Raw genomic sequence first — 23040 nt, forward strand, 5'->3', positions numbered from 1 at the left:
CTCCCCAAATAATCTATTTATGAAGGATTATATTGCAGCGGAACACCTGCTTCTTTCAATCCATCTACCATCTTATCTATTTTATATTTGTTCCACCCATTTTTGCGACTATCAATTTTCACGATAAATCTTTCTTTATAATAGAGATATAATTTCTGTTCCGGATCAGACTGATCGGCTTCTCTCTCCCGTAAATTTCTTTCTTTTGACAGATTATACTTTATGTCGCGCAGGTCATAGCCTTTCGTAATCTTTCTGTTGAGCGCATTGCATGTTATGATTTCCAGGTGTTGGTCGCTAATAATAACCGCCTCCTCTCTTTGACGAAAAATAGACCAGAGCAGCATCACCGCTCCTGCGCCAATAATAAGATGCAACTGATATCCGTGGATAATCGGAGTGTTATAAATAAGGATGATAAAAAGGAAAATAAAAATACGGTAGGCTGACCATTTAATCCTGTTGCCAGGTGTTGCTTCCACTTTCATAGGTGATGGTTCGTAATAATTTCAGGGAATTTTTTCTTAGGCATGTAAAGGTAGCATTATTAAAGACTTTCAGCAACGCCTGCCGCCTCTAGCTCATAAATGATGACATGGGTATCATCGCGTTCCTAAAAGCGATGGTGGCTGATAAAAATGGCGGGACTTTACATCCCGCCATTTTTCTTTAGAAGTTGAAAAGGCAGTAAGTGCCTACAATATTGCCACCATCGTTGCCAAGGGTATGCATATAGGAAGTGCGTACTTCGATATTGTGTTTACCACGACCAACAGCGAAGCGTACGCCTAAGCTCGCAGCAGGACCAGCAGAGGTCTTATTGCTATTCACGCTCAAATCCTCATAGTAGGAATCTGAATAATAATAGTGCCCGTAGTGCAAACCAAAACCAGCACCGGCAAAGGCGCCAAATCTTCTGCTAGTATTTTTCACCGCTCCTGCTCCGAAGTTATATTCTGCCATTACCGGCGCATTGATAGCGAAGGAGAAGGTTTTACGGGTACCGCCAAAGCCATCAGAATAAGAACCGCCAAAGCCAAATGCCAATGGTACACCTACAGCGATGGAAGTAGATTTATTCAATTCGAAATTAACGCGGGGATAGTAATTCAGGGAAACATCTCCTTCTGAACCTACTGTACCTGGAGGTGTAGAAAAAATAAAGCCGGTTCCAATTCCATGTTTGAAATCTTGCGCATACAATTTGGAGCCCATCAGTCCCATTACGGCTAACAGTAACACTTTTTTCATGATATAGATCTATTAATTGGTTTTCATATTTTTTGCGAGCGTTGGCATTATAACTCGCTGATCCCCGGCACACGGGCTTTCTTCAAATTGTCTATGAGTTGCTGGATGCTATCCCAGTCAAATCGGGTTTTGGTATACATGAAGGCAGCTATTTCCTGGTTGCCGGAATAGATACTTAACATTTTTTGTCTGACCATTCCTCGCTGCACCAACATTTTTCTCACTACAAAATTCAGCGAATCTAGCGGATAAGTGACCGTTTTATCCATTTTCATCCAGTTGGCATATTGTAACAGCAATTGTTTGTCAGTAATCGTTACCGTGATAATATGCCATTGACGCAGGCGCCAGTACAACCATCCTCCTGATAAAAAAATGGTGATCAATAATGCCGTGGAGAACTGGAATATGCTAAACAGTACAATAAGGGCGATTGCCAGAATACCTTCTTTCCAATCATACGCATAGGGACCTCCTTTAATCGTCATCAGGGATGCAATTTGCCGAAAAATGACAACATTCGTGCCATTGGTCATTAAATTTATCGAGATACTTGTCCATATTTTTTTGCTTCAATCCTTATACAAGGGATGATTACATTCGTAAACAATTAAAAGCCTAAAAATGAAAGAATTTATGTTGCTGTTCAGACAGCCCAGTTATGACTTCAGTCAAACCAGTCCTAAAGAAATGGCTGAATTAGCCGGGAAATGGAAATCCTGGGTGGAGGGAATTGCTGCACAGGGGTACTTTGTGAATAATGGTTCCCGGCTGGATCTCGCAGGAAAGGTATTGCGTCCGGGAGGCGTGGTAACAGACGGGCCTTTCGTGGAAATCAAAGAAAAGCTCGGCGGCTATATTGTGATTAAGGCTGCCAGTATAGATGAAGCGCTCACACTGGCGCATGGCTGCCCTGTACTGGAAGCGGATGGTTCCGTAGAAGTACGTCCTATCTATGGTTGATAACTAACTGTGATGCATAAACGAAGAAGTAGTCAGAAGTAAATATTCCCTATTTTTATCCGGAATATTTACTTTTGACTACCTCTTTTCAGTCGTATGGAAACACCCACCGTATCTTTAAAAGACTTATTCCAGCAGGAATTCCCTCGTATTGTGGCCGTAATTACGCGCCAGTTTGGCGTACAGCATATGCATGCCGCGGAGGATATTGCCAGCGAAACATTTCTCGCCGCCGCAGAAACCTGGGGAATTAAAGGTATTCCCGCCAATCCCGCTGCCTGGTTATATTTGGTGGCCCGGCAAAAAGCTATTCACTTCTGGCGCAGGGATAAAATATACCGGGATAAGGTAATGCCCGTCATCACCAGTAACAGCGTCAGTGAAGAGGAGCTGGACTTCTCCGAAGAACATATCCAGGATAGTAAACTCCGGATGATATTTGCCGTCTGCAATCCCGTGATCGCCAGCGAAGCGCAGATAGGACTGGCATTACGCATTCTTTGTGGGTTTGGTATTGAGGAGATTGCCACCGCTTTTTTCACCAACCGTGAAACTATCAGCAAACGATTGCTCCGTGCAAAGGATAGATTGCGACAGGAAAATATTCAGCTGGAAATGCCTGCGGATCAGGATATCATTCCCCGCCTGGAAAACGTACTGCATGTCATCTACCTGGTATTTAATGAAGGATATTATTCCCGTACCCAAGATCAGGTATTACGTCGTGATTTGTGTTTGGAAGCATTACGACTTTGTTTGCAGTTAACAACATATCCCCCCACCAACACGCCTGCCACCAATGCGCTGATTGCATTGATTTGTTTTCATGCCTCCCGTTTTGCGGCCAGACAGCCAGAAGAAGACACCCTGCTGTTGTATGATGAGCAAGACAGCAGCCAATGGGATTTGCCACTGGTTCGCCAGGGAATGCATTACCTGGCACTTTCTGCCAGCGGCAACTACCTCACTTCCTATCATCTGGAGGCTCGCATTGCTTACTGGCACTGTATTCCGGAAGACTCCACCACCAAATGGGAAGAGATATTGCAGCTCTATGATCAACTCCTCACCATTAAGTACTCTGCTGCCGGCGCGCTGAATAGGCTTTATGCAAAATACAAAGTAGCAGGAGCCGCCGCTGCCTTAAAAGAACTCCTGGAACTACAGGTACCACAGCATACTGATTATTATCTGTTGCTGGGAGCCTTATACGAACAGCTGGATACAGAAAAGGCCGCAAAGGCTTATCAGCAGGCACTTTCCATCACTACCATCCCCTCCGAAATACAGTTATTGGAAGAAAAACTAAAAAATTTAAAAAAATAATCCGCTGACGTGTCCATATTCGGAATTCCTGTTCCTTGTAATAGTATAAAAACACTATTTTATGCAATTAGCAGGCAAGACCCATTGGTCATTCACTACCAGAACCATTATTTATTGGATAGCCACAGCTATCGTATTATTGGAAACCACTGTTGGCGCCTATTGGGATCTGGCACAGCTTCCATTTGTACAACAAGTATTTGTAACACTGGGCTATCCTTCTTATCTGCTGTATATCATTGGCGCATGGAAAATTGCAGCGGTATTGGTGTTAATCCTGCCGAAATTAGGTCGGCAGAAAGAATGGGCTTATTGTGGTATTTTCCTGGTATATATTACAGCCGCCTATTCTCATATAGCCACGCATGATACTGCATCGGCAGTTGGCCCGATCATCTTCGCCACGTTAAGTTTAGTGTCCTGGGCCACTCGTCCCGAAAGCAGAAAATGGCTGATTCCGGATGCTGCCTCTTCCACTACTACTGTTTTCAAAGTTATTTACTGGACCGTTACTGTTATTACAGCTATGGTGATGATCTCTGGCGGTCTGGCGGATGTTGTGCTGGCCACTGGTCCGGAAAATGGTATGCGTCAGATGGGGTATCCTGATTTTTTCACGCAACTGTTAGGTATTTATAAGACGCTGGGCGGTCTGGCTATACTGCTGCCGAATAAACGCTTCCGTATTATTAAAGAATGGGCCTATGCGGGCATTATTTTCGACCTGACGGGCGCATCTGTGTCTCATGCTTTTGTAGGTAATCATATGCATATTATCTGGCCTTGGATGTTTGTGGTGACTACGGCGGTGTCTTGGCGGCTGGGGGCTTTTAGGAAATAAAAAAAGGGTGGCTGCTGTGGATGGCAGGCACCCTTTATGACAGTTCACAAGCAAAAACTAATTCGATTTAGGTCAACAATTGTAATATAAGACTTTTGGATTATATTTTTTTATTTAAAGCGACAAAACCGACAGCTTCGCTGTCGGTTTTGTCGCTTTACTTTTTTTCTTCGTTCCGCGCGGTGCGCGGAACGAAGGGACGTAAGAATGTTTCAACGTTCCTTGCAGAGTGAGTAACTCAAAACTATTTATGATACAACTATAGTAAACTGATCTGTTACTGGCGTAAGAGCGGCCAGTACGCGATCAAAGAAGGCCGGGCCTTCCATAGCGTACCATGGAATGAAGTTTTCTTTTCTTTCTTGCAGTGAGCCGGCAGGAAAAAGTCGCGCTTTGATCGTACAGATCTGATCCGTTTGCCAGGAGAACTTTTTCTTTTCTGCACGCAGGAATTTATGTTCCAGTTTGCTGATCGACTTCATGGCTCTTTTCCGCTCTGCTCCTGCACTCGCTACCAGCGTTACATCTATCTCACGCGCTTTCGCTTCCAGTTCATCAAATAGCTTCTCTATAGCCGCATATTCATCTTTCAGCACCAGAGAAGCATTGGTATGTTCTTGTACAAAGCCATTAACGATTTCATCGGTGCTTTTGAAAAGAGTAGTCACAGGCAGACCCAATTTTTCCAGTCGCACATTACTCTGTTCATCTACCAATAACAATGAATTACGGAGTAACAGAATAGGATAAGGCACGCCATAATGCTGGAATAACTCCTGCAGTTCCAGCCAGTAGGCAATCTCCCCACCACCGCCGATAAATGCAATATTCGGCAGTATTGTTTCCTGGAACATGCCTCTGAGAATCACATTCGGACTAAACTTATCTGGATGGGCTTCCAGTTCTGCATCCAGACCGGCAGCATCAAAGCTGATAGCAGTATGGAGTACTTTCCATCGGTCACCTTCCCGCACAATACGCTCCCGCAGCCCTTTCTCCAGGTAAAACAGGTTGATATCCCTCGGGTTGGCCTGTATTTTATAATGGTTCCCGATCTTAGCAAGGGTGTCTGCTACCAGGTCGTGAGAACGCTGATGATGTAGTTCATCCTTCATCACGGGAATGTATAAACGCTTTAACGCCGGATTATCCGGTACCACCGTTACCAGTCCATAACGCCCAAAAAGCGTATGTACCAGGTATAAGGTTGCCTCCTGAATATTTGCATGCTCCAGGTAAGCTTTGCGTAAAATCTCCAGCAACTCCTGACCATGCGGCGCAAACCCAATGTTATCTTGTATTTGTTGAATCAGCAAGTCCAGCCCCTTGGGGTCCATCCGACCTACAGGCCCTTGCTGATCCGTTTTCCAGGTCAGGGTTTTACCTTCCAGGTAGATGCTACCCAGTTCTTCCAGGTCTGCATCTTCGCTGCCCATATAATATACCGGCACGAAGTTATACTGAGGATACTGCGCTTTCAGTTCTCCGGCCAGTTTTATCGTTTGCAGAATTTTATAGGCGAAATAGAGGTAACCTGTGAAAATATTGGGTTGATGGGCTGTACAGACAGTAAAGGTATCAGGGCTTTCCAGCAATCGGATGTTTTCATATACCGGCGGTATGACTTCCAAAGTGGCATATTGCGTTTCCAGTGCTGCTGCCAGTTCCTTGCGGGGAGTGTTAAAAGCCTTTCGGGCATCTATCGCTGCTGCAAAATCCGGTCTGACGGGTGAATATTTGTAATAAGGCCTAATCTGTGGATCTTCTGCCAAAAAATCTGTTACCAGCTGGCTAAAATAGCCAGTTTTCCCATAAGGAATATATTCGAGCATATCTATCAATAATTACAAATGACGAATTACAGATGTGGTGGAGCTCAAAGAAAACCAATACATCGAAATTTTTGAATGTACGAAGTTAAACAGTTTTTTGATTCCCGGATCAGGTAATTAAGGAACGGTAACTGGAGGGGAAAAATACTGTCATTCACATGACAGATGGAATCATACGCCATCGGCCTTTATAGTGGCCAATAATCTTTCCAGGTTAACAGTGGCAAAACCCGATGCATAGTCCGATAAACCATAGGGAATAATCAGCTCTTTATTATGTATGATAGAGCCACAGGAGTACAATACATTCGGTACATAGCCTTCCCGCTCGTCTTTGGTAGGCATCAGCAGCGGTTCTTTGAGTCGGCCTATTTCTATCCTGGGGTCATTCAGATCCAGCAGACTCGCCCCGATGCAATAAGTACGCATAGGTCCTACCCCATGGGTAATCACCAGCCAGCCTTCCGGCGTTTCTATAGGAGAGCCGCAGTTGCCCACCTGGACAAACTCCCAGGGATATTTCGGGGTTTGAAGGATTTGAGGATTTTCCCAGATATTAATATGGTCGGAGTACATGATATACCCATTGATGCCATCAATGCGGGAGATCATTACGTATTTACCATTGATCTTGCGGGGAAAAAGCGCCAGATTCTTATTCTGGGCGCCTTCTCCGTACAAGGGTAATATTTTGAAATAATAGAAATCGGAAGTCTGTAAAAGCTTCGGCTGAATGGTAATGCCATCGAAGGCTGTATAGGTGGCGTAGTAGGTCACGCTGCCATCTTCATCTGTATATCGGACGAACCGGGCATCTTCTATCCCCCTGCTTTCTGCGTCGGAATAGGGAAAGATGATACGGTCGGAAATATCTGTATCCAGGGAGAAATTCAGCTCATAATAGCTATCTGCCAGCCACAGCACTCTTTCCAGTTCCTTTTTCAGGAGATGGTCTACCTGGTAGCGTTGCTGCATATCGCGGATGGCCCTTTTGAGCGACTGATACTCAAACTGATCGGAAAGACAGTTCTGCACTTCCTGCATAATGGAGTCCGGCAGATTGATGGATACAGCATTCTGAAAGAAAGACTGCTTTTCATATACCGCATTGCGTTTCACTTCCGCTTCGTCTATGTAATTACCGGGATCTTCCAGTTCTATTTCATTGTTCCTGTTGATGAGGCCATTGCGGAAAGCTATGGAAGACACGTGTCCTTCGCCCACCGCCCTGAAACTGATAATAATGCGCTTTTCGCCTTCTTCCAGACCACTCTGGTCAATATCTTCCACTATGGAAGGGTTGAAGAATGCAGCGGACTCTATGGAGTATTCGTTGGTGAAATAGGAACCAATGAGCAGTCGTTTATGATAGTTTATGTTGCCATAACTAAGTCCCAGTGGCACAAAGAGATGACTGACCTTTTCCGCGTGCCGTTCGAAGATACGGGTGATGTTACGATGTCGCCTGGAGAATTCTCTCAGTATAGGCATAATCGTTAGATTCACTTCTGTATCCGTCATATCAGCCACTTTTTGGATAATGGATTTTGCGCGGGCTTCTCCGTTGAAGAAAAACCGGGCCACTACCCTTTTCAGGTCTGGATATACTTTGGTGGACTTCCTATCAATAGACAATTGCATGGTTTACCACATTTAGTCATCAAATTTCGAATCCGTCGGGCAGCACCATTCCTTTTTTGACTACAACAATACCATCTTTCACGGTATATTTCTCAAAATCCCCGTCTGCCAGATGTTTGCCTCCATTAATATGTACGCCGTTTCCGATACTGCAGTTTTTATCAATGATGGCATTATTAATAACGCAATCCTCTCCAATTCCCATTGGCGGAAGACCATTATCCTTAGCTCTGTTCAGTTCATCCAGGGTTTGATAATAATCGCTTCCCATAATATAGCTGTTGGTGATGATGCTTCCTTTTCCGATGCGGGTACGAATACCGATGACGCATCGTTCGAGGCGGCTTGCCAGAATAATACAACCATCGGCGATCATTGTTTTTTGAATGTCCCCTGAAATTTTTGCCGGAGGCAGCATTCTGGCCCTGGAATAGATGGTCTGCGACTCATCATACAGGTTAAACAGGGGAATATCGTCTGTCAGGCCAATATTGGCTTCAAAGAAGGACGGTATGTTTCCGATATCTGTCCAGTAGCCTTCATATTGATAGCTGAATACTTTATAGTTCGCCTCAATAGCGTATGGAATGAGTTGTTTGCCGAAGTCGGTCGCATCCGGCTGGTCATGCAGCATATCGAACAGCACTTTCCTGGAGAAAATGTAAATGCCCATGCTGGCCAGGTAAACGCGGCCTTCTTGCTTCATTTCATCACTTACTTCTGAAGCCCATGGCGGCAATACGTCCTGGGAGGGTTTCTCGGTGAAAGACACAATAGCACCGGCTTCATTGGTTTTCAGAATGCCAAAATCGGAAGCGTCTTTGGCGCTTACCGGGATGGTAGCGATGGATATTTCCGCACCGGCATCCTTGTGTTGCTGCAGCATTTTATGGAAGTCCATCTGATATAGCTGGTCTCCGGAAAGAATGAGGATATACTCAAACTCGAAGTTTTCCATGTGGTGCAGGCACTGGCGTACGGCATCGGCTGTACCCTGGTACCAGGTGGGATTATCCGGCGTTTGTTCTGCTGCCAGAATATCTACAAATCCTTTGTCGAAATTGCTGAAATGGTAGGTGTTTTTGATGTGCTTGTTTAAAGAAGCAGAATTGAACTGCGTCAGCACGAAAATCCTGTTCAGGCCTGCATTCAGGCAATTGGAGATGGGGATATCCACCAGTCGGTATTTTCCGGCGAGAGGTACGGCTGGTTTGGAGCGGCGGCGGGTAAGTGGATACAGGCGGGTACCGGCGCCTCCCCCCAGAATAATGGAAATTACGCTATTGGACATATTATATTGGGAATTAAGAATTTGTATCAGACTACTTCATGCTCCTGTAGAGATCCACATACTGCGCTGCGGAGGTGGTCCAGGAGTGGTCCAGGTGCATACCTGCAAGCTGCACATCGCGCATACGCCGCTTGTCGTGGTAAAGCTCCAGGGCCCTTTTAACGGAGGTGCATGCATCCCAAACAGAGGGCTGTATAAAGCGGATACCTACTCCTCCGGCATCGCCGAAATCAGTGACGGTATCTTTCAGGCCACCTGTACTTCTTACTACAGGTACTGTGCCATATCGCAATGCATATAATTGATTCAGTCCGCAAGGCTCCACACGGGAAGGCATCAGAAGAAAATCGCTGCCGGCATAGATCTGGTGCGACAATGCCTCATCATAACCAATATGAAGGTTAAATCCATAGCTGGCATAATTACGGGTTTCTTTCAATTGTGCTTCAATATGCGGGTCTCCGCTACCTAATACCAGGAAGTTCACTTCTCCTGGCAGTTCATGTAAACTTCTTCCGATAATTTCCGGGAGCAGATCGGCGCCCTTATCCCCTACCAATCGCCCAATAAAGGAAATCAACGGCAAGGAGGCATCCAGCCCAAATCGTTCACAGAGCTTTACTTTGTTCACTTCTTTTCCTTCCGGAACCAGTTCCGGAGTATAATTATTTGAAATACGCGGATCGGTAGCTGGGTCCCAAACAACGGTATCTATGCCGTTAATGATACCACATGTTTTTGCACGTTCACTGCTAATCAGCCATTCCAGGCCATTGGCATTTGTATAGAGTTCTTCCAGGTAACCGGGAGAAACCGTAGTCACTCTCCAGGCACATTTGATGGCCGCTGCCAGCGGATTGATGCAACCGCCCCAATCCAGCAGACCTGATTTCCACAGATCGAAGCCCGGGATCAGGTAGAGCTTATCCCATCCAAACTGGCCCTGGTACTGTGCGTTGTGAATAGTGAGTACAGAAGGTACCTCTTTGAGGCGGCTGTATTTGTACCCCCAGCTCAGCAGAAAGGGAATCAGTCCGGTATGATGATCGTGACAGTGAATGACATCGGGCAGATGATTCCATTCGTTGATCCAGTCAAGTACTGCTATCTGGAAGGCCAGGAATCGTTCTGTATCATTGGGATATCCATAAACGCCCGGGGTATCGAGGAGGCCGGGAATATCTACCAGGTACAGGTCAAACTCAAGGCTGTTCTGTCGTTCCTTCAGGATATTAAAATGGTACCACTCGTGACCCAGCCACATGCCAGCCTGATGAACAACATCAAATTCATGGGTATCATAAAATTTGTTCCTGTAGGCGGGTAATACCACTTTGGCGACATGCCCGAGTTGCTGCTGATATTTGGGCAGAGCTCCGACCACATCTCCCAGGCCACCTACTTTGGCTACCGGATAACATTCCGCGCTGACGTGTAAAATTTCCATGCTGCTAATTGTATACACTTAAGTTAATCTCAAAAAATTGAAATTCAAAATTTTCCTAACTTGCTGGTAGTTAAAGCTCATTGATTGTCCTTGCTTGTACTCTAAAAACATCAGGTTATGAAATTCGGTCTTGTACCCGCATCCATGCTGGAAGACATAGATTTCAAGCTTCCAGCAGAACCGCTGTTCAATAAACACGTCCTGAAAGGCAAACCAGTTGCGCATCCTCATATTTATACGGGCGCTGGCAAATGGGGCAGAAAAGACTGGGTAGGATTGCTCTATCCGGAAGGAACCCGCGAAAGTCAATATCTCCAGGAATATATCAAACACTTCAACAGCATTGAGCTGAATGCCACGTATTATAAGATTTATGATGAGACTACCATCCGCAGATGGGGAGAGCAGGCTCGTGGCGAGGATTTCGTGTTCTGCCCGAAAGTACCCCAGGCCATCAGTCACTATAATCGTCTCGCCAATGCAGATGAACGAACCACCTACTTCCTGGATGGGCTCCTGGGCTTTGGAAAACACCTCGGCGCTATATTTTTACAGTTGAGTGATAAATTCGGTCCCAACAGAAAGCAACAGCTCTATGATTATATCGCCCAGTTACCCAAAGATCTACTGTTTTTTGTGGAGTTAAGACATCCCCAATGGTTCGCCGAAGAAGATATTATGATGGACCTGTTTACCTTCCTGCGTAAACAAAAAACTGGTTTGGTGATCACTGATACTGCCGGAAGACGCGATGTTTTACATATGCATCTTACCCTCCCCATAACGTTTGTGCGTTTCGTCGCAAATCAGCACCCGACCGACTTTACAAGAATAGATGACTGGATGCACCGTCTGAAATACTGGCTCAGTCATGGATTGAAGGAATGCTATTTTTTCCTCCATACCCCCGATGAAAAATACACACCGGAGCTAGGCGTTTACCTGGCAGAACAGCTGAAAAGAGTATGTGGAATTGAAATAAAAAAACCACAATTATTAAAATAGCCCGACTTTTTTTGACGATCTTATTACAGGAGATGAAAAAGACAAGTTGATATATTAAATTCGCCCTTTCAATTTAACAGGAACTAATCATGCGCGACAAGCTAGAGCAATTGGCCCAGGAACTGGAAGGCACGCTATACACAGATGACACCATGCGGACCCTCTACGCCACAGATGCTTCGGCATACCGCGAAATGCCCCTTGCAGTGGCTATTCCGGCCGATGTGGCAGATCTTAAAAAGTTGATCCATTTTGCCAGAGAAAACAAGACATCACTGATACCCCGTACTGCCGGCACCTCTCTCGCCGGACAGGTAGTAGGGAACGGTATCATCACAGACGTTTCCAGAACATTTACCAAAATACTGGAACTCAACAAAGAAGAAGGATGGGTACGCGTACAACCCGGCGTCATCCGCGATGAACTGAATATGTTCCTCAAACCGCACGGACTTTACTTCGGACCTGAAACATCCACCGCCAACCGCGCCATGATTGGCGGGATGGTAGGCAACAACTCCTGCGGCTCCAACTCTGTTGTATACGGTAGTACCCGCGAACATCTGCTGGAAGTGAAAGCCCTTCTCAGCGATGGTACCGAAACCACCTTCGGCGCAATAGATACCGACACTTTCCATAAAAAATGCGAAGGCCCCGATAACCTGGAAACTAAAATTTACCAGCAAATACGGACCGCCCTTAGTTTGCATACCAACCAGGAAGAAATCCGGAAAGAGTTCCCCAAGAAAAGTATTCCCCGCCGCAATACCGGTTATGCAGTAGACATGCTGCTGGAAACAGCGCCATTCACTGCTGGTACAGAGGAATTCAACTTCTGTAAACTCATTGCAGGATCGGAAGGAACCCTTGCTTTTCTGACAGAAATCAAATTGCACGTGAACCCGCTCCCTCCAAAGGAAACGGGTCTCCTTTGCATACACTTCAACAACATCGATGAATCCCTCCGGGCCAACGTGCTGGTAATGGATTTCAAACCCAGCGCCAGTGAACTGATTGACCACTACATCCTGGAGTGTACCAAGGATAATATCGAACAAAGTAAAAACCGCTTCTTCGTACAAGGCGATCCGGGCGCTATCCTGGTAGTGGAATTCTGCCGCGATAACCGTGAAGACATCAAAACCATTTGTAACGAAGTGGAGACCAAACTCCGCGCAGCAGGCCTGGGTTATCATTTCCCGGTACTGTTCGGAGAGGATACCAAGAAAATATGGACCCTGCGTAAAGCCGGTCTGGGACTACTCAGTAACCTTCCCGGCGATGAAAAAGCAGTACCTGTGATTGAAGATACCGCTGTTGCAGTGGAAGACTTACCTCACTTCATCCGCGATTTTAACCAGATCCTGGAACAGTACGGATTATATGCCGTGCATTATGCACATGCCGGCTCCGGAGAAATTCACCTACGCCCTATCATCAATTTGAAAACGGTAGAAGGGAATCACCTCTTCCGCAAAATTGCCGAAGAAATTGCGACACTGGTAAAAAAATACCAGGGCTCCCTCTCTGGCGAACATGGCGATGGCCGCTTGCGTGGTGAATTCATCCGACAAATGGTAGGCGCTAAAAACTATGAGTTACTGCGTCAGATTAAATACACCTGGGACCCGGAGAATATTTTCAATCCTAATAAGATTGTCGATACGCCTTCGATGAATAGCATGCTCCGGTATGAACCAGGACAGGTGTCTCCCAATATCAATACTATCTTCCATTTTCCGGATCAAACCATTCTGCAGCACGCAGAACAGTGCAATGGCTCCGGAGACTGCCGCAAAACACAGCTCAGTGGCGGTACCATGTGCCCCAGCTACATGGCTACCAGGAATGAGAAAGATACCACCCGTGCAAGGGCAAATATTTTACGCGAATTCCTCACCCACTCCAATAAAGAAAACAAGTTTGATCATGAAGAGATCTACGATGTGCTCGATCTCTGCCTGGCATGTAAGGGCTGTAAGTCGGAATGCCCTTCCAACGTGGATATGGCCAAACTAAAGATGGAATTCCTCCAGCATTACTATGATGCCAACGGCGTACCGATGCGCGCCAAAATGATCGGTAACTATTCCCGACTGAATGCGCTGGCCTCCATTGCGCCACATCTTTACAACGGGCTGGTGAAAAATAGTATAACCGGCGCCGTTATACGTAAAGTGTCCGGGTTTGCCGCTAAACGCTCCCTGCCTACATTGCATAAGACCACCTTCCGTAACTGGTTTGTACGCAAATGGCCGAAAGAGCCAAAAGGTAAAACAGGTAATAAAAAGGTATATCTCTTCTGTGATGAGTTTACCAACTATAACGATACGCCTATCGGTATCAAAGCGGTAAAACTCCTGCACAAACTGGGTTACCGCGTAGAAATGATAGAACATCCGGAAAGTGCGAGAGCCTATATGTCCAAAGGATTGCTGCGGGAAGCCCGCGAAATTGCGGAAGACAACGTTCGTATTTTCCAGACTAAAATCGATGAAAACACACCCCTGTTGGGAATTGAGCCGTCTGCTATTCTGAGCTTCCGCGATGAATATCCTGACCTGGTGAGAGAAGGACTTCGCAAAAGTGCGCAGGAACTCTCCAAACATGTGTACCTGGTAGATGAATTCCTCGCTATGGAAGCGGAAAAAGGCAATATCACCGCTGCACAGTTTACCAAAAAGGAATTACATATCAAGCTGCATGGACATTGTCAGCAAAAGGCCTTGTCGTCTCCTCAATACAGCAAAAAAATCCTTTCCCTGCCAGCGAACTTCACGGTGGAAGTAATTCCTTCCGGTTGTTGCGGTATGGCGGGTTCTTTTGGATATGAAAAAGAACACTATGATATCAGTATGAAGATTGGAGAGATGGTGCTGTTTCCTGCGGTGCGTAATGCTGCCAAAGGCACCGTGATAGCGGCTCCGGGAACCAGTTGCCGTCATCAGGTGAAAGATGGTACCGGCGTCATTGCCAGACACCCGATTGAAATTCTGTTCGACAGTCTTGTATAAATTCGTATATCCGGGACCTTTAGCGCTACAGCGTTAAAGGTCCCAGATATATTTCCGTATCAAAATGAAATTTCACCATACCATTGACCTGGTGTTTTTCATAGATTTCCTCCACTTCCCGTATCATCGCATCATGAGCCGGCCCTTTCTCCGGCGCATAAGAAGAAGACATTAATCTGCCTTTCAGTCCTTTGATATCAAACTGCTGCACGTGTTGCAGTTTCTTCAGCTTAAATGTATTCGGTGCATAGAAAGTAGTCAGTTGAGGAGCGCCTATATTTTTGTGGGAGACTTCCTTATAATCTGTACCATAACGTTGCAGGAGCGACTCGTAATCCTTTTCAAAAGCCGTATCTGCCTGCCTGACATTCCATATCAGCGCCACCATTACATCAGGCACGCCTATACGCAGAAATTCTGCTTTGGCAGCTTGCGGGTCGAACCAGTGAAAAGCTTGTCCTGCAGTGATCAGATCGATGCTGGCATCCGGCAGCGTAGTGCGTTCAGCCGTACCCGTTACTGCGGTAAAACCAGCGTATACAGATAATTGCTGGATCATATATTCCCGCATGGCCTCATTGGGTTCCACTGCAAATACTTTATTACCGTTTGCCAGAAATGGTTCCGTAGAGATACCAGTTCCCGCGCCAATATCTGCAATCACTGTTTCCGTTTTGAGCACGCCTTCTTCTTTCAGGTAAGGCAGCAGTCCATCCGGATAATGCGGACGATATTTGACATAATTTTCCACGCGGGAAGTGAATCTTTCTGTGTTCTTCATGGTTTATTCTCCCAGTCCTTTAGGTTTCTTTTCTTCGTTGCCATGCGCTTCCAGTTCGGCCAATTTTTTCTTACCGTATGCCATTTTAGTGATCAGCACATAGAGTACCGGCACACTGAATATGGCTAGTAAAGTGGCTGCCAGCATACCTCCTACCACCGTAAACCCGATGTTTACGCGGGAGGCGGCGCCTGCGCCTTTCGCAAAGCAGAGCGGCATTACCCCGAGAATGAAGGCGAAGGAAGTCATCAGGATCGGGCGGAAACGAAGTTTCACCGCCTCAATCGTGGCCGCCAGCAATGGCATACCTCTGTCTACACGCTCTTTACAGAATTCTACAATCAAGATAGCATTTTTGGCCGACAGCCCGATCAGTGTAATCAGACCGATCTGCGAGTAAACACTGTTTGCCTGTTTGGAGAGCGACAGTGCCACAATAGATCCGAAGAGCGCCACTGGTACCGCCAGCAATACGGAGAACGGTACAGACCAGCTTTCGTAAAGGGCTGTCAACAGGAGGAATACGAAGAGAATAGAGAGCATGAAAATGAGCAAGCTCTTATTACCAGCTTCAATTTCCTGTTTGGATACGTTGGCCCATTCGTAGCCGAAGTTGGAAGGCAATACCTGTGTGGCCACTTCCTTCAGCGCGTTGATCGCATCGCCGGAGCTGTAGCCCTGTTGGGCGTCCCCGTCAATTTCAACGGAGCGGTAAAGGTTGAAGTGGTTGATCACCGGCGCGCCTCCTCCTTTCTTGCTGGTAATGAGTGCACTCAATGGTATCATCTGTCCTAAGTTATTGCGGACATAATAGGTTGCCAGGTTATCGATGCTTGTTCTATAGAGGGAATCTGCCTGCATTACCACGCGGAAGCTGCGACTGAACCGGGTAAAGTCGTTTACATATAATCCGCCGAGGAAGGTCTGTAAAGCGCCGAATACATCGCTGATCTGTACTCCCAGCTGCTTACACTTATCACGGTCTACATCCACGTTGAATTGCGGCGTATTAGCACTAAAGAAAGCATATGCGCGGGCTATTTCAGGACGTTGGTTGGCCGTCATTAAGAACTGGCCCATCACCTGCATAAACTGGCCCAGGTCCGGATTACTTTTTTGTTCCATGATGAAGGAGAAACCACCGGAGTTACCCAATCCCCGCAAAGTAGGCGCTGGAATACAAATAATCGTGGCGCCGACGATTCGCATCGTCTGGCCCTGGATTCGGCCCAGCACATGGTTCATATCATCGCCATGTTTATAGCGTTCGTCCCAGGGTTTGAGACTCACGAAGAAAGTACCTGAGTTGGGTTTGGTGGCATTGGCCACGAAGTTGATACCTGCGATACCGAAGAAGTGATTCACCGCACTGTCGGATAACAGGATATGATTGATTTCCTCGATGACTTCCTTGGTACGCTGTGTAGAGGACGCATCTGGCAGCTCTACGGCAATAAACAGGGCGCCCATGTCTTCCTGCGGCACGAAGGTAGTGGGCGTCTTTTTAAAGAGCCATGCAGCAATAATGAATAAGACCGCCAGTGTGAGCAATACCACCCATGTTTGGTGGATGGCATGCTTGACGCCATGTGCGTATCTCTCGGTAACGCGTGCAAACCATTCATTAAATTTAAAGAAGAGCTTATTGATGCCGTGCGATTGTTTATTGAGATGCGCAGGTTTCAGCAAAATGGCTGTCAGCGCCGGTGTGAGCGTCAAAGCGAGGAAAGCCGACAAGAGTACGGAGAATGCGATCGTTAATGCAAACTGCTGGTACAATCGTCCACTCACCCCCGGAATAAATGCCACCGGCACGAATACGGCTGCCAGGATCAGCGCAATAGCGATAACCGGCGCCTGTACTTCCGACATCGCTTTATAGGTAGCTTCCCTGGGCGACATCAGATCAGCGTCGATATGGTGCTGGACTGCCTCCACCACCACGATGGCATCATCCACCACTATCCCGATTGCCAGTACGAAACCGAAGAGCGTGAGGGTATTGATGGAGAAGCCGAGCAATTGGAAGAAGATGAATGTACCAATCAGCGAGATGGGGATAACGAGAATCGGAATGAGGGTAGCACGCCAGTTCTGGAGGAAGACGAACACCACAAACACCACGAGGGCCAGCGCTTCCAGGAAAGTATGGATTACCTCGTCGATAGATATTTTTACGAAAGAAGTTGTTTCAAATGGCACGAGGTATTTCATATCATCCGGGAATGATTTGGATAGCTCATCCATTTTTGCCAGCACGCGATCGTTTACGTCGAGGGCGTTTGCGCCTGGCGACAAATAGATTGCCAGACCGCTACCGACCTTACCATCTGCTTTTGCTTCGATAGAGTAGGTAAAAGAGCCTAAGTTGACGCGGGCGATATCACGCAGGCGGACCAGGGAACCGTTATCGCTTTTGCGGATAACGATATTGCCGAATTCTTCGGAGGTAGCCAGACGTCCTTTCACGCTCACGGTATATTCAAAAGCCTGTTGTTTGCTCATAGGAGGCGCGCCGATACTACCGGCAGGCACTTGTTGGTTTTGCTCTGTAATGGCGGCTGCCACATCATTTGGCGTGAGGCCGAGGGCCGCCATTTTATCCGGGTTGAGCCAGATACGCATACTATAGTCCTGCGAGAAGGCATTCACATCTCCCACCCCGTCCAGACGGGCCAGTTCTGGTTTGAGATAAATATTTACGTAGTTGTCCAGGTATTCGCGGGTATGCGTTCCATTAGGAGAATTCACCGCCAGTACCATCAACATGTCATTGGAACGTTTTTTAACGGTAACGCCCACACGACGTACTTCATCGGGCGTACTGGGCAATGCGAGGCTCACGCGGTTTTGCACGTCCAGGGTGGCGATATCCGGGTTGGTACCCAGGTTGAAGGTGACAGTAATACTCATGGAACCATCGTTGGCGCTCACACTCTGGATATACATAGCGCCGGGCGTACCGTTTACCTGGTTTTCGATGGGAGTGGTCACTGTTTCTTCCACCGTAGTGGAGTTGGCGCCCACATAACTGGCACGCACGTCCGTTACCGGAGGCGCGATGTCGGGTAACTGCGCAATGGGCAGGTTAAACATACAGATCAACCCTACAATCACGATGATAATAGCGATAACGATCGTAGTATTCTTGCGCTCTATAAATGTTTTCGAGATCATGCTGTGAATGCAGTTTTGATGATTATTTTCCTGCCGGTTTTCCTGCTGGCGCCGTTGGTGGCGGAGTTGCGCCGGCAATATTTACAGTATCTCCCGGTTTCAGACGCTGCATGCCCTGTGCTACTATCCTGTCGCCCGCATTAAGGCCGCCGGAGATCAGCAGCATGGTATCTGTGATCGCGCCGGGAACAACGGGTTGTTGTTTCACCACATTGTCTTTCGTCAGCAGCATGACACTTGTTTCAGAAAGGTTCTGCACGATAGCAGTAGACGGGATGGCCACTTGTGTTGCTGGCGTAGCGTATTGCATGAGTACCACCAGGCTCATACCGGAAGTAAGGAGCCTGTCTTTATTGGGGAAGGTTAGTCGCACCTTCACAGTACCAGTAGTAGGGTCTACAATATTATTAATCGTCTGGATGGTACCAGGTTCGTTGTATCGATCACCGTTGGCGAATTGCAGGTAGAATTTGATATCGCCTGCGTTATGTTTCAGTTTGGTAAACTCCTGGACCCTGGATTGCGATACGTCAAAGTCCACAAACATGGGCGTTTCATTTACCACGGTATTAATAAGTGTTTGACCTGCGTTGACGATATCTCCTACTTTGATTTGTACGATACCGATTTTGCCAGACACGGGGGCTTTGATCATGGCATGGTTCACATCAGTGCCGGCGCGGGCAACGGCTGCTTTTGCCGCAGCGAGATTGGCCTGGGCAGTGAGGAGGGCAGTATGTGCCTGATCTACTGTTTGTTTGGAGATGGCGTCGTGGTCGAGGAGATTTTTATATCTTTCATAATCGCGCTGTTTGAGTGCGAGGTCTGCTTCTGCCTGTTGCTGGGAGGCGGCTGATTGGTTGAGAACGGCAGTATAGCGGCTTCTGTCCAGTTCATAGAGGACTTGTCCTTTCTGAACATTAGCGCCATCTGGCACTTTGATGGCTGTCAGGAAGCCAGTTACATCCGCTCTGATTTCCACGATATTATTGGCGGTGAGGGTGGCCGGAAACTTCTCCACAACTGTATAGGATCCGGCTTGAACCGTATAGGGCACCACCGTTGGTTTCATCTGGGCCATCATCATTGCCTGTTGCTGCTGTTTCTTTTTTGCACCGCCACAGGCGCTGAAAGCAACCACAGTAGCAACAAGCAATATGTTCGAATTTTTGTTTGGATACATATGGAGAAGAAATTACGATTGACGAATTACTTAATTCTGCCGGTAGCTTTATCCAGGTCTGTTTTGCTGACCAGGATATTGAGCATGGCATTGATATAATCTGTTCTGGCGGCTGTCAGCTCATTTTCAGCGGAGAGTACATCCAGAGAGGTGCTCACGCCCTGATCATATTTCAGCACGATACGGTCATAAATTCCCTGCGTGAGATCCATATTTTTCTTAGCGGTGACGAAATTGTCTTTATTGTTCTGATAGCTGGTATTGGCGTTTTTGACTTCCACCTGTATTTGTTGAACGAGATAGTCCAGGTCATTTTGTGATTTTTTCACGGTGATCTGGTTTTCGCGGATTTGATGGAGGCGTTCGGTTCCGGCGAAGATGGGCCAGGTAAGATTAACCCCTAGCACAGATGCGCCGAAGCCGTGTTTATAAAGCTCTTTGAAATCAGCGGAGAAGTAGTTCCATCCGTAGTTTACAAAGCCAGCGAGTTGTGGTAGATACTGGAGTTTTTTGCTTTTAAGTTGCAGTTCATTCAGGGCGATCTGGGTATTCTGGATACCGTATTCGATGCGGTCTTCCGGGCGGTAGTTGACCGTATCTCCGGCATAGTCTTCCACTTTCAGATCGTTGACGGTTTCTATGAGTTCCAGTTGATTTTCCTGGGGCATGCCCATCTGAAATTTCAGCAACTGTAACGTATATACGAGTGTTCTGATTTGGTTGCCCACCTGAGTAACCGTATTGTTATATGATACCTGAATCCGATCTACGTCTACCCTTTCTGCTACGCCCTGATCATACCTGCTTTTGGTATCCTGGAGGGTTTTGGTCAGTTGCTGGAGATTAGATTTAGTGAGACGGATACTTTCCTGGCTGGTAAGAACCGCATAATAGGCCTTGGTGATGGCCACTTTGGTATCAATATTTGTACGGGTAAGCGTTTTCGAGGACAGATCCGTATATACGCGGGAGGCCTTGAGGCCGAGGAAGTAGTCGCTGTTAAAAATTGTCTGGTCGATTTCACCGGTTATACTGGAGGCAAACCGGGTACCGAATTGCACAGGAATTTTCTCGTTCAGGTTTCCGTTGATAAAATCCGGGATCAGGGAAGTTTGGAGTTTAAGGTTATCATTAAAACTGCCGGATATATTGACGTGCGGAAATAATTTCGCGGTAGCCTCCTTCACCTGTTCTTTAGAAAAATTTACGTCCAGGTGGGCATTTACCACATCATGATGATGGGTGATGCCATACTGGATACAATCATTGAGATTGAAGGCATAAGTTCCGGAACGAGCCGTATCCACCTGTGCAGAGACAGTCTGGAATCCGGAAATCAGCAGTAGAGATAACAGCAAATGGGTGCCACGCATAAGTAATCTTTGACGGTCCTTGACGATTGTCAGGGTAGATAACAACGAAATGTTGAAAATGTTGAAAGAAAAGCGGCATATGGGGTGCTTTGCCGGATACTTTGTATATTGCTGATATCAAGTAAAAAGATTCACTCCTATTATGTCAATGTCTGTTATCAAGGAACCCAAACCTGAGCATCGTGCATTTGAACTGGAGCGATTGATTCTTTTCAGTGATGCGGTGTTTGCCATTGCAATGACCCTACTGATTATTGAGATCAAGCTCCCCGATATCCCGGACACGGTACCTGTAGCGAATTACATGCCCTATTTAAAGCCTGTTATTTTCGAGTTCTTCACCTTTGCCGCCACTTTTGTTTTTCTGGGAAATTTCTGGCGTCGTCATTTGCAGTTGTGTCGTTTTCTGCAACATTATGACACTGGTTTGTTGAACAGGAACTTGTTCTTCCTGTTTTTCATTGTCAGCTTTCCATTCACGGCATCTGCGATGATGCATATTAAAACGCACTTCATCTTACCGTTGTTTATTTACTTATGCAATCTGGCGGGTGCGCTGGCAGCGTTGTTCTGGATTAGTTACTATGTGTTCCAGAAGAAGCCCAGTTTAGCGATGCCTGGCCACTGGACAGAGAAAGAGCTCATGTATCAGCGGTATAAATATAATTTCCTGACGATGGCTACTGGGTTTACAGTGATTACTATGGTTTACTTTTTCTATCCTGAAAATGTACATTACCAGTGGTTAAGTTACTGGACGATACCGGCGTTGGCCTTGTTCAACCATTTCAGATTGAAGATCAAGAAAAGAAATACGCTAAGAGCAGTACATATTGTAGATAAAACCATATAATTATCCGAACAAAACCTTTACGTAACAGATGCCAGAAGTAGATAACAGAGATGCTCATCTCCTCCACAAGGCCATTTTTGAGTGGCAGCAACAGGCTGTCATTTCAGAAGATCAGGCCCGACAGTTGAAAGATAGTATTAAGGTCAGGACCAGTGATTGGCAGACGATTGCGTTATATATTTTTATAGCGGCCATCTCCTGTGCGCTAATGGCATTTGGGTCGTTGGTACTGGATGAGAAATGGATTGAGATTATCCGGAAGAAATTTTCGCTGACGGATGGCGTGATTGCCTTGTTGTTCGGGATAGTGACCGTAGTGCTTTGCTACCAGGGCTGGCGGCGTAAGCGGCATGAGTACGGCTTTTCGTTTAACCGGGAGCTTTACTGGTTGTTACCTGTGCTTAGTACAGGCGTTACCGTAGTATACCTGGGAAAATCCCTGGACTACTTAGGCGGTAATTATGGCGCTTTCTGGTTAATGGCCACTATTATATATGGCGTACTGGCATTGGCGTTAGAATCCCGTTTGATATGGGTAGCCACGATGATTGCCCTGATTCCTGCGTATGTGAAGTTGTCTTATTTTTTAACGGGAGACAACGCTTTTTTCTTCGGCATGAATCTGCCGTGCAGGATGGCGGTGCTGGGCGGAATAATGGTGATAGCCGGTACTGTCATGAAAAATACGCGGTTATATACGCCCATCAAAATGCTGACCTATGCGGGTGGTTGGTTGTTATTTCTGCTCTCTGGCTGGCTGATATCTATTTTTGGCAATACCGGCACCTGGAGCGAGTGGCAGCAGGTACGGCAACATCAGTTGTTGTTATGGGTGTTTATATTCACAGCGCAGTGTATTTTGACATTCTTATATTCGCTGCGGCGGAAGGACCCTATGATCCGGGATATGGCGGTGGTGTTTTTCCTGTTGGATTTATACACCCGATATTTTGAGTATTTGTGGGACCGAACGAACAAGGGATTATTCTTCGCCATACTGGCGCTTTCCTTCTGGGGACTAGGGCGGTTGATAGAGCGCAGATACGTAAAAAAATAGTGGAC

General features: G+C 46.6%; 18 protein-coding genes. 7 read left to right on the forward strand and 11 right to left on the reverse strand.

The window, feature by feature from the left end:
• Positions 1-17 precede the first annotated feature (17 nt).
• The 3 genes from CLV59_RS28140 to CLV59_RS28150 all read right to left on the reverse strand — a co-directional run bounded on the left by CLV59_RS28140 (position 18) and on the right by CLV59_RS28150 (position 1739).
• Positions 18-488 carry a hypothetical protein gene (locus CLV59_RS28140; protein WP_111595447.1) on the reverse strand — a complete coding sequence of 157 codons (471 nt, stop codon included), beginning with the start codon at positions 486-488 and terminating at the stop codon, positions 18-20.
• Between the two features lie 181 nt (positions 489-669).
• Positions 670-1251: a hypothetical protein gene (locus tag CLV59_RS28145; RefSeq protein ID WP_111595448.1), complete on the reverse strand. Its 582-nt coding sequence runs from the start codon at positions 1249-1251 to the stop codon at positions 670-672.
• Positions 1252-1298: 47 nt separating this feature from the next.
• Complete coding sequence (locus tag CLV59_RS28150) at positions 1299-1739, reverse strand: hypothetical protein (RefSeq protein ID WP_146616344.1); 441 nt, start codon at positions 1737-1739, stop codon at positions 1299-1301.
• 136 nt (positions 1740-1875) lie between these two features.
• Between CLV59_RS28150 and CLV59_RS28155 the strand changes: the two genes are divergently transcribed.
• From CLV59_RS28155 to CLV59_RS28165, 3 genes are all read left to right on the forward strand, one after another.
• Positions 1876-2214, forward strand: coding sequence for a YciI family protein (locus CLV59_RS28155; RefSeq protein ID WP_111595450.1), 339 nt, complete (start codon positions 1876-1878; stop codon positions 2212-2214).
• A gap of 96 nt (positions 2215-2310) precedes the next feature.
• A complete protein-coding gene (locus CLV59_RS28160) occupies positions 2311-3540 on the forward strand; it encodes an RNA polymerase sigma factor (RefSeq protein WP_111595451.1) in 1230 nt (409 codons plus the stop codon).
• Between the two features lie 61 nt (positions 3541-3601).
• A complete protein-coding gene (locus tag CLV59_RS28165) occupies positions 3602-4381 on the forward strand; it encodes a DoxX family protein (protein WP_111595452.1) in 780 nt (259 codons plus the stop codon).
• 248 nt (positions 4382-4629) lie between these two features.
• On the opposite strand, the gene bshC is transcribed toward CLV59_RS28165, so the two are convergent.
• The 4 genes from bshC to CLV59_RS28185 form a co-directional block, all read right to left on the reverse strand.
• Positions 4630-6213 carry a bacillithiol biosynthesis cysteine-adding enzyme BshC gene (gene bshC, locus CLV59_RS28170; RefSeq protein WP_111595453.1) on the reverse strand — a complete coding sequence of 528 codons (1584 nt, stop codon included), beginning with the start codon at positions 6211-6213 and terminating at the stop codon, positions 4630-4632.
• A 171-nt stretch (positions 6214-6384) separates the two neighbouring features.
• The gene (locus CLV59_RS28175; protein WP_111595454.1) at positions 6385-7854 is read right to left on the reverse strand and encodes a glycoside hydrolase family 130 protein; all 1470 of its coding nucleotides are present in this window, start codon (positions 7852-7854) and stop codon (positions 6385-6387) included.
• A gap of 19 nt (positions 7855-7873) precedes the next feature.
• Positions 7874-9145 (reverse strand): glucose-1-phosphate adenylyltransferase, encoded by a 1272-nt coding sequence (locus tag CLV59_RS28180; protein WP_111595455.1) that lies wholly within the window; start codon positions 9143-9145, stop codon positions 7874-7876.
• Between the two features lie 31 nt (positions 9146-9176).
• Complete coding sequence (locus CLV59_RS28185; RefSeq protein WP_111595456.1) at positions 9177-10592, reverse strand: glycogen synthase; 1416 nt, start codon at positions 10590-10592, stop codon at positions 9177-9179.
• A 117-nt stretch (positions 10593-10709) separates the two neighbouring features.
• Here CLV59_RS28185 and CLV59_RS28190 point away from each other — a divergent pair, with 117 nt between their 5' ends.
• Together CLV59_RS28190 and CLV59_RS28195 are read left to right on the forward strand one after the other, a co-directional pair.
• Positions 10710-11597: a DUF72 domain-containing protein gene (locus CLV59_RS28190; RefSeq protein ID WP_111595457.1), complete on the forward strand. Its 888-nt coding sequence runs from the start codon at positions 10710-10712 to the stop codon at positions 11595-11597.
• A gap of 89 nt (positions 11598-11686) precedes the next feature.
• Positions 11687-14611, forward strand: a complete 2925-nt coding sequence (locus CLV59_RS28195) for an FAD-binding and (Fe-S)-binding domain-containing protein (RefSeq protein ID WP_111595458.1) — start codon at positions 11687-11689, stop codon at positions 14609-14611.
• 25 nt (positions 14612-14636) lie between these two features.
• Here the strand turns inward: CLV59_RS28195 and CLV59_RS28200 are convergent, their stop codons facing one another.
• Genes CLV59_RS28200 through CLV59_RS28215 form a run of 4 tightly spaced genes read right to left on the reverse strand, consistent with a single transcriptional unit; the run spans position 14637 to position 21125 of the window.
• Positions 14637-15392, reverse strand: coding sequence for a class I SAM-dependent methyltransferase (locus CLV59_RS28200; protein WP_111595459.1), 756 nt, complete (start codon positions 15390-15392; stop codon positions 14637-14639).
• Positions 15393-15395: 3 nt separating this feature from the next.
• Complete coding sequence (locus tag CLV59_RS28205; RefSeq protein ID WP_111595460.1) at positions 15396-18569, reverse strand: efflux RND transporter permease subunit; 3174 nt, start codon at positions 18567-18569, stop codon at positions 15396-15398.
• Between the two features lie 22 nt (positions 18570-18591).
• The gene (locus CLV59_RS28210; RefSeq protein WP_170137952.1) at positions 18592-19725 is read right to left on the reverse strand and encodes an efflux RND transporter periplasmic adaptor subunit; all 1134 of its coding nucleotides are present in this window, start codon (positions 19723-19725) and stop codon (positions 18592-18594) included.
• Positions 19726-19778: 53 nt separating this feature from the next.
• Positions 19779-21125 carry a TolC family protein gene (locus CLV59_RS28215; RefSeq protein WP_111595462.1) on the reverse strand — a complete coding sequence of 449 codons (1347 nt, stop codon included), beginning with the start codon at positions 21123-21125 and terminating at the stop codon, positions 19779-19781.
• Between the two features lie 142 nt (positions 21126-21267).
• Here CLV59_RS28215 and CLV59_RS28220 point away from each other — a divergent pair, with 142 nt between their 5' ends.
• Positions 21268-21978: a TMEM175 family protein gene (locus tag CLV59_RS28220; protein ID WP_146616345.1), complete on the forward strand. Its 711-nt coding sequence runs from the start codon at positions 21268-21270 to the stop codon at positions 21976-21978.
• Positions 21979-22006: 28 nt separating this feature from the next.
• Positions 22007-23035 (forward strand): hypothetical protein, encoded by a 1029-nt coding sequence (locus CLV59_RS28225; protein WP_111595464.1) that lies wholly within the window; start codon positions 22007-22009, stop codon positions 23033-23035.
• The last annotated feature ends 5 nt before the right edge of the window (positions 23036-23040 follow it).

Source organism: Chitinophaga dinghuensis, assembly GCF_003259435.1.
GTDB classification, from domain to species: Bacteria; Bacteroidota; Bacteroidia; order Chitinophagales; family Chitinophagaceae; genus Chitinophaga; species Chitinophaga dinghuensis.

Coding starts and splice junctions, on each gene's coding strand:
- CLV59_RS28195 (WP_111595458.1), top strand. CDS start 11,687: ATGCGCGACAAGCTAGAGCAATTGGCCCAGGAACTGGAAGGCACGCTA.
- CLV59_RS28200 (WP_111595459.1), bottom strand. CDS start 15,392: ATGAAGAACACAGAAAGATTCACTTCCCGCGTGGAAAATTATGTCAAA.
- CLV59_RS28190 (WP_111595457.1), top strand. CDS start 10,710: ATGAAATTCGGTCTTGTACCCGCATCCATGCTGGAAGACATAGATTTC.
- CLV59_RS28140 (WP_111595447.1), bottom strand. CDS start 488: ATGAAAGTGGAAGCAACACCTGGCAACAGGATTAAATGGTCAGCCTAC.
- CLV59_RS28175 (WP_111595454.1), bottom strand. CDS start 7,854: ATGCAATTGTCTATTGATAGGAAGTCCACCAAAGTATATCCAGACCTG.
- CLV59_RS28160 (WP_111595451.1), top strand. CDS start 2,311: ATGGAAACACCCACCGTATCTTTAAAAGACTTATTCCAGCAGGAATTC.
- CLV59_RS28165 (WP_111595452.1), top strand. CDS start 3,602: ATGCAATTAGCAGGCAAGACCCATTGGTCATTCACTACCAGAACCATT.
- CLV59_RS28215 (WP_111595462.1), bottom strand. CDS start 21,125: ATGCGTGGCACCCATTTGCTGTTATCTCTACTGCTGATTTCCGGATTC.
- CLV59_RS28220 (WP_146616345.1), top strand. CDS start 21,268: ATGTCAATGTCTGTTATCAAGGAACCCAAACCTGAGCATCGTGCATTT.
- CLV59_RS28150 (WP_146616344.1), bottom strand. CDS start 1,739: ATGACGATTAAAGGAGGTCCCTATGCGTATGATTGGAAAGAAGGTATT.
- CLV59_RS28180 (WP_111595455.1), bottom strand. CDS start 9,145: ATGTCCAATAGCGTAATTTCCATTATTCTGGGGGGAGGCGCCGGTACC.
- CLV59_RS28155 (WP_111595450.1), top strand. CDS start 1,876: ATGAAAGAATTTATGTTGCTGTTCAGACAGCCCAGTTATGACTTCAGT.
- bshC (WP_111595453.1), bottom strand. CDS start 6,213: ATGCTCGAATATATTCCTTATGGGAAAACTGGCTATTTTAGCCAGCTG.
- CLV59_RS28205 (WP_111595460.1), bottom strand. CDS start 18,569: ATGATCTCGAAAACATTTATAGAGCGCAAGAATACTACGATCGTTATC.
- CLV59_RS28185 (WP_111595456.1), bottom strand. CDS start 10,592: ATGGAAATTTTACACGTCAGCGCGGAATGTTATCCGGTAGCCAAAGTA.
- CLV59_RS28225 (WP_111595464.1), top strand. CDS start 22,007: ATGCCAGAAGTAGATAACAGAGATGCTCATCTCCTCCACAAGGCCATT.
- CLV59_RS28145 (WP_111595448.1), bottom strand. CDS start 1,251: ATGAAAAAAGTGTTACTGTTAGCCGTAATGGGACTGATGGGCTCCAAA.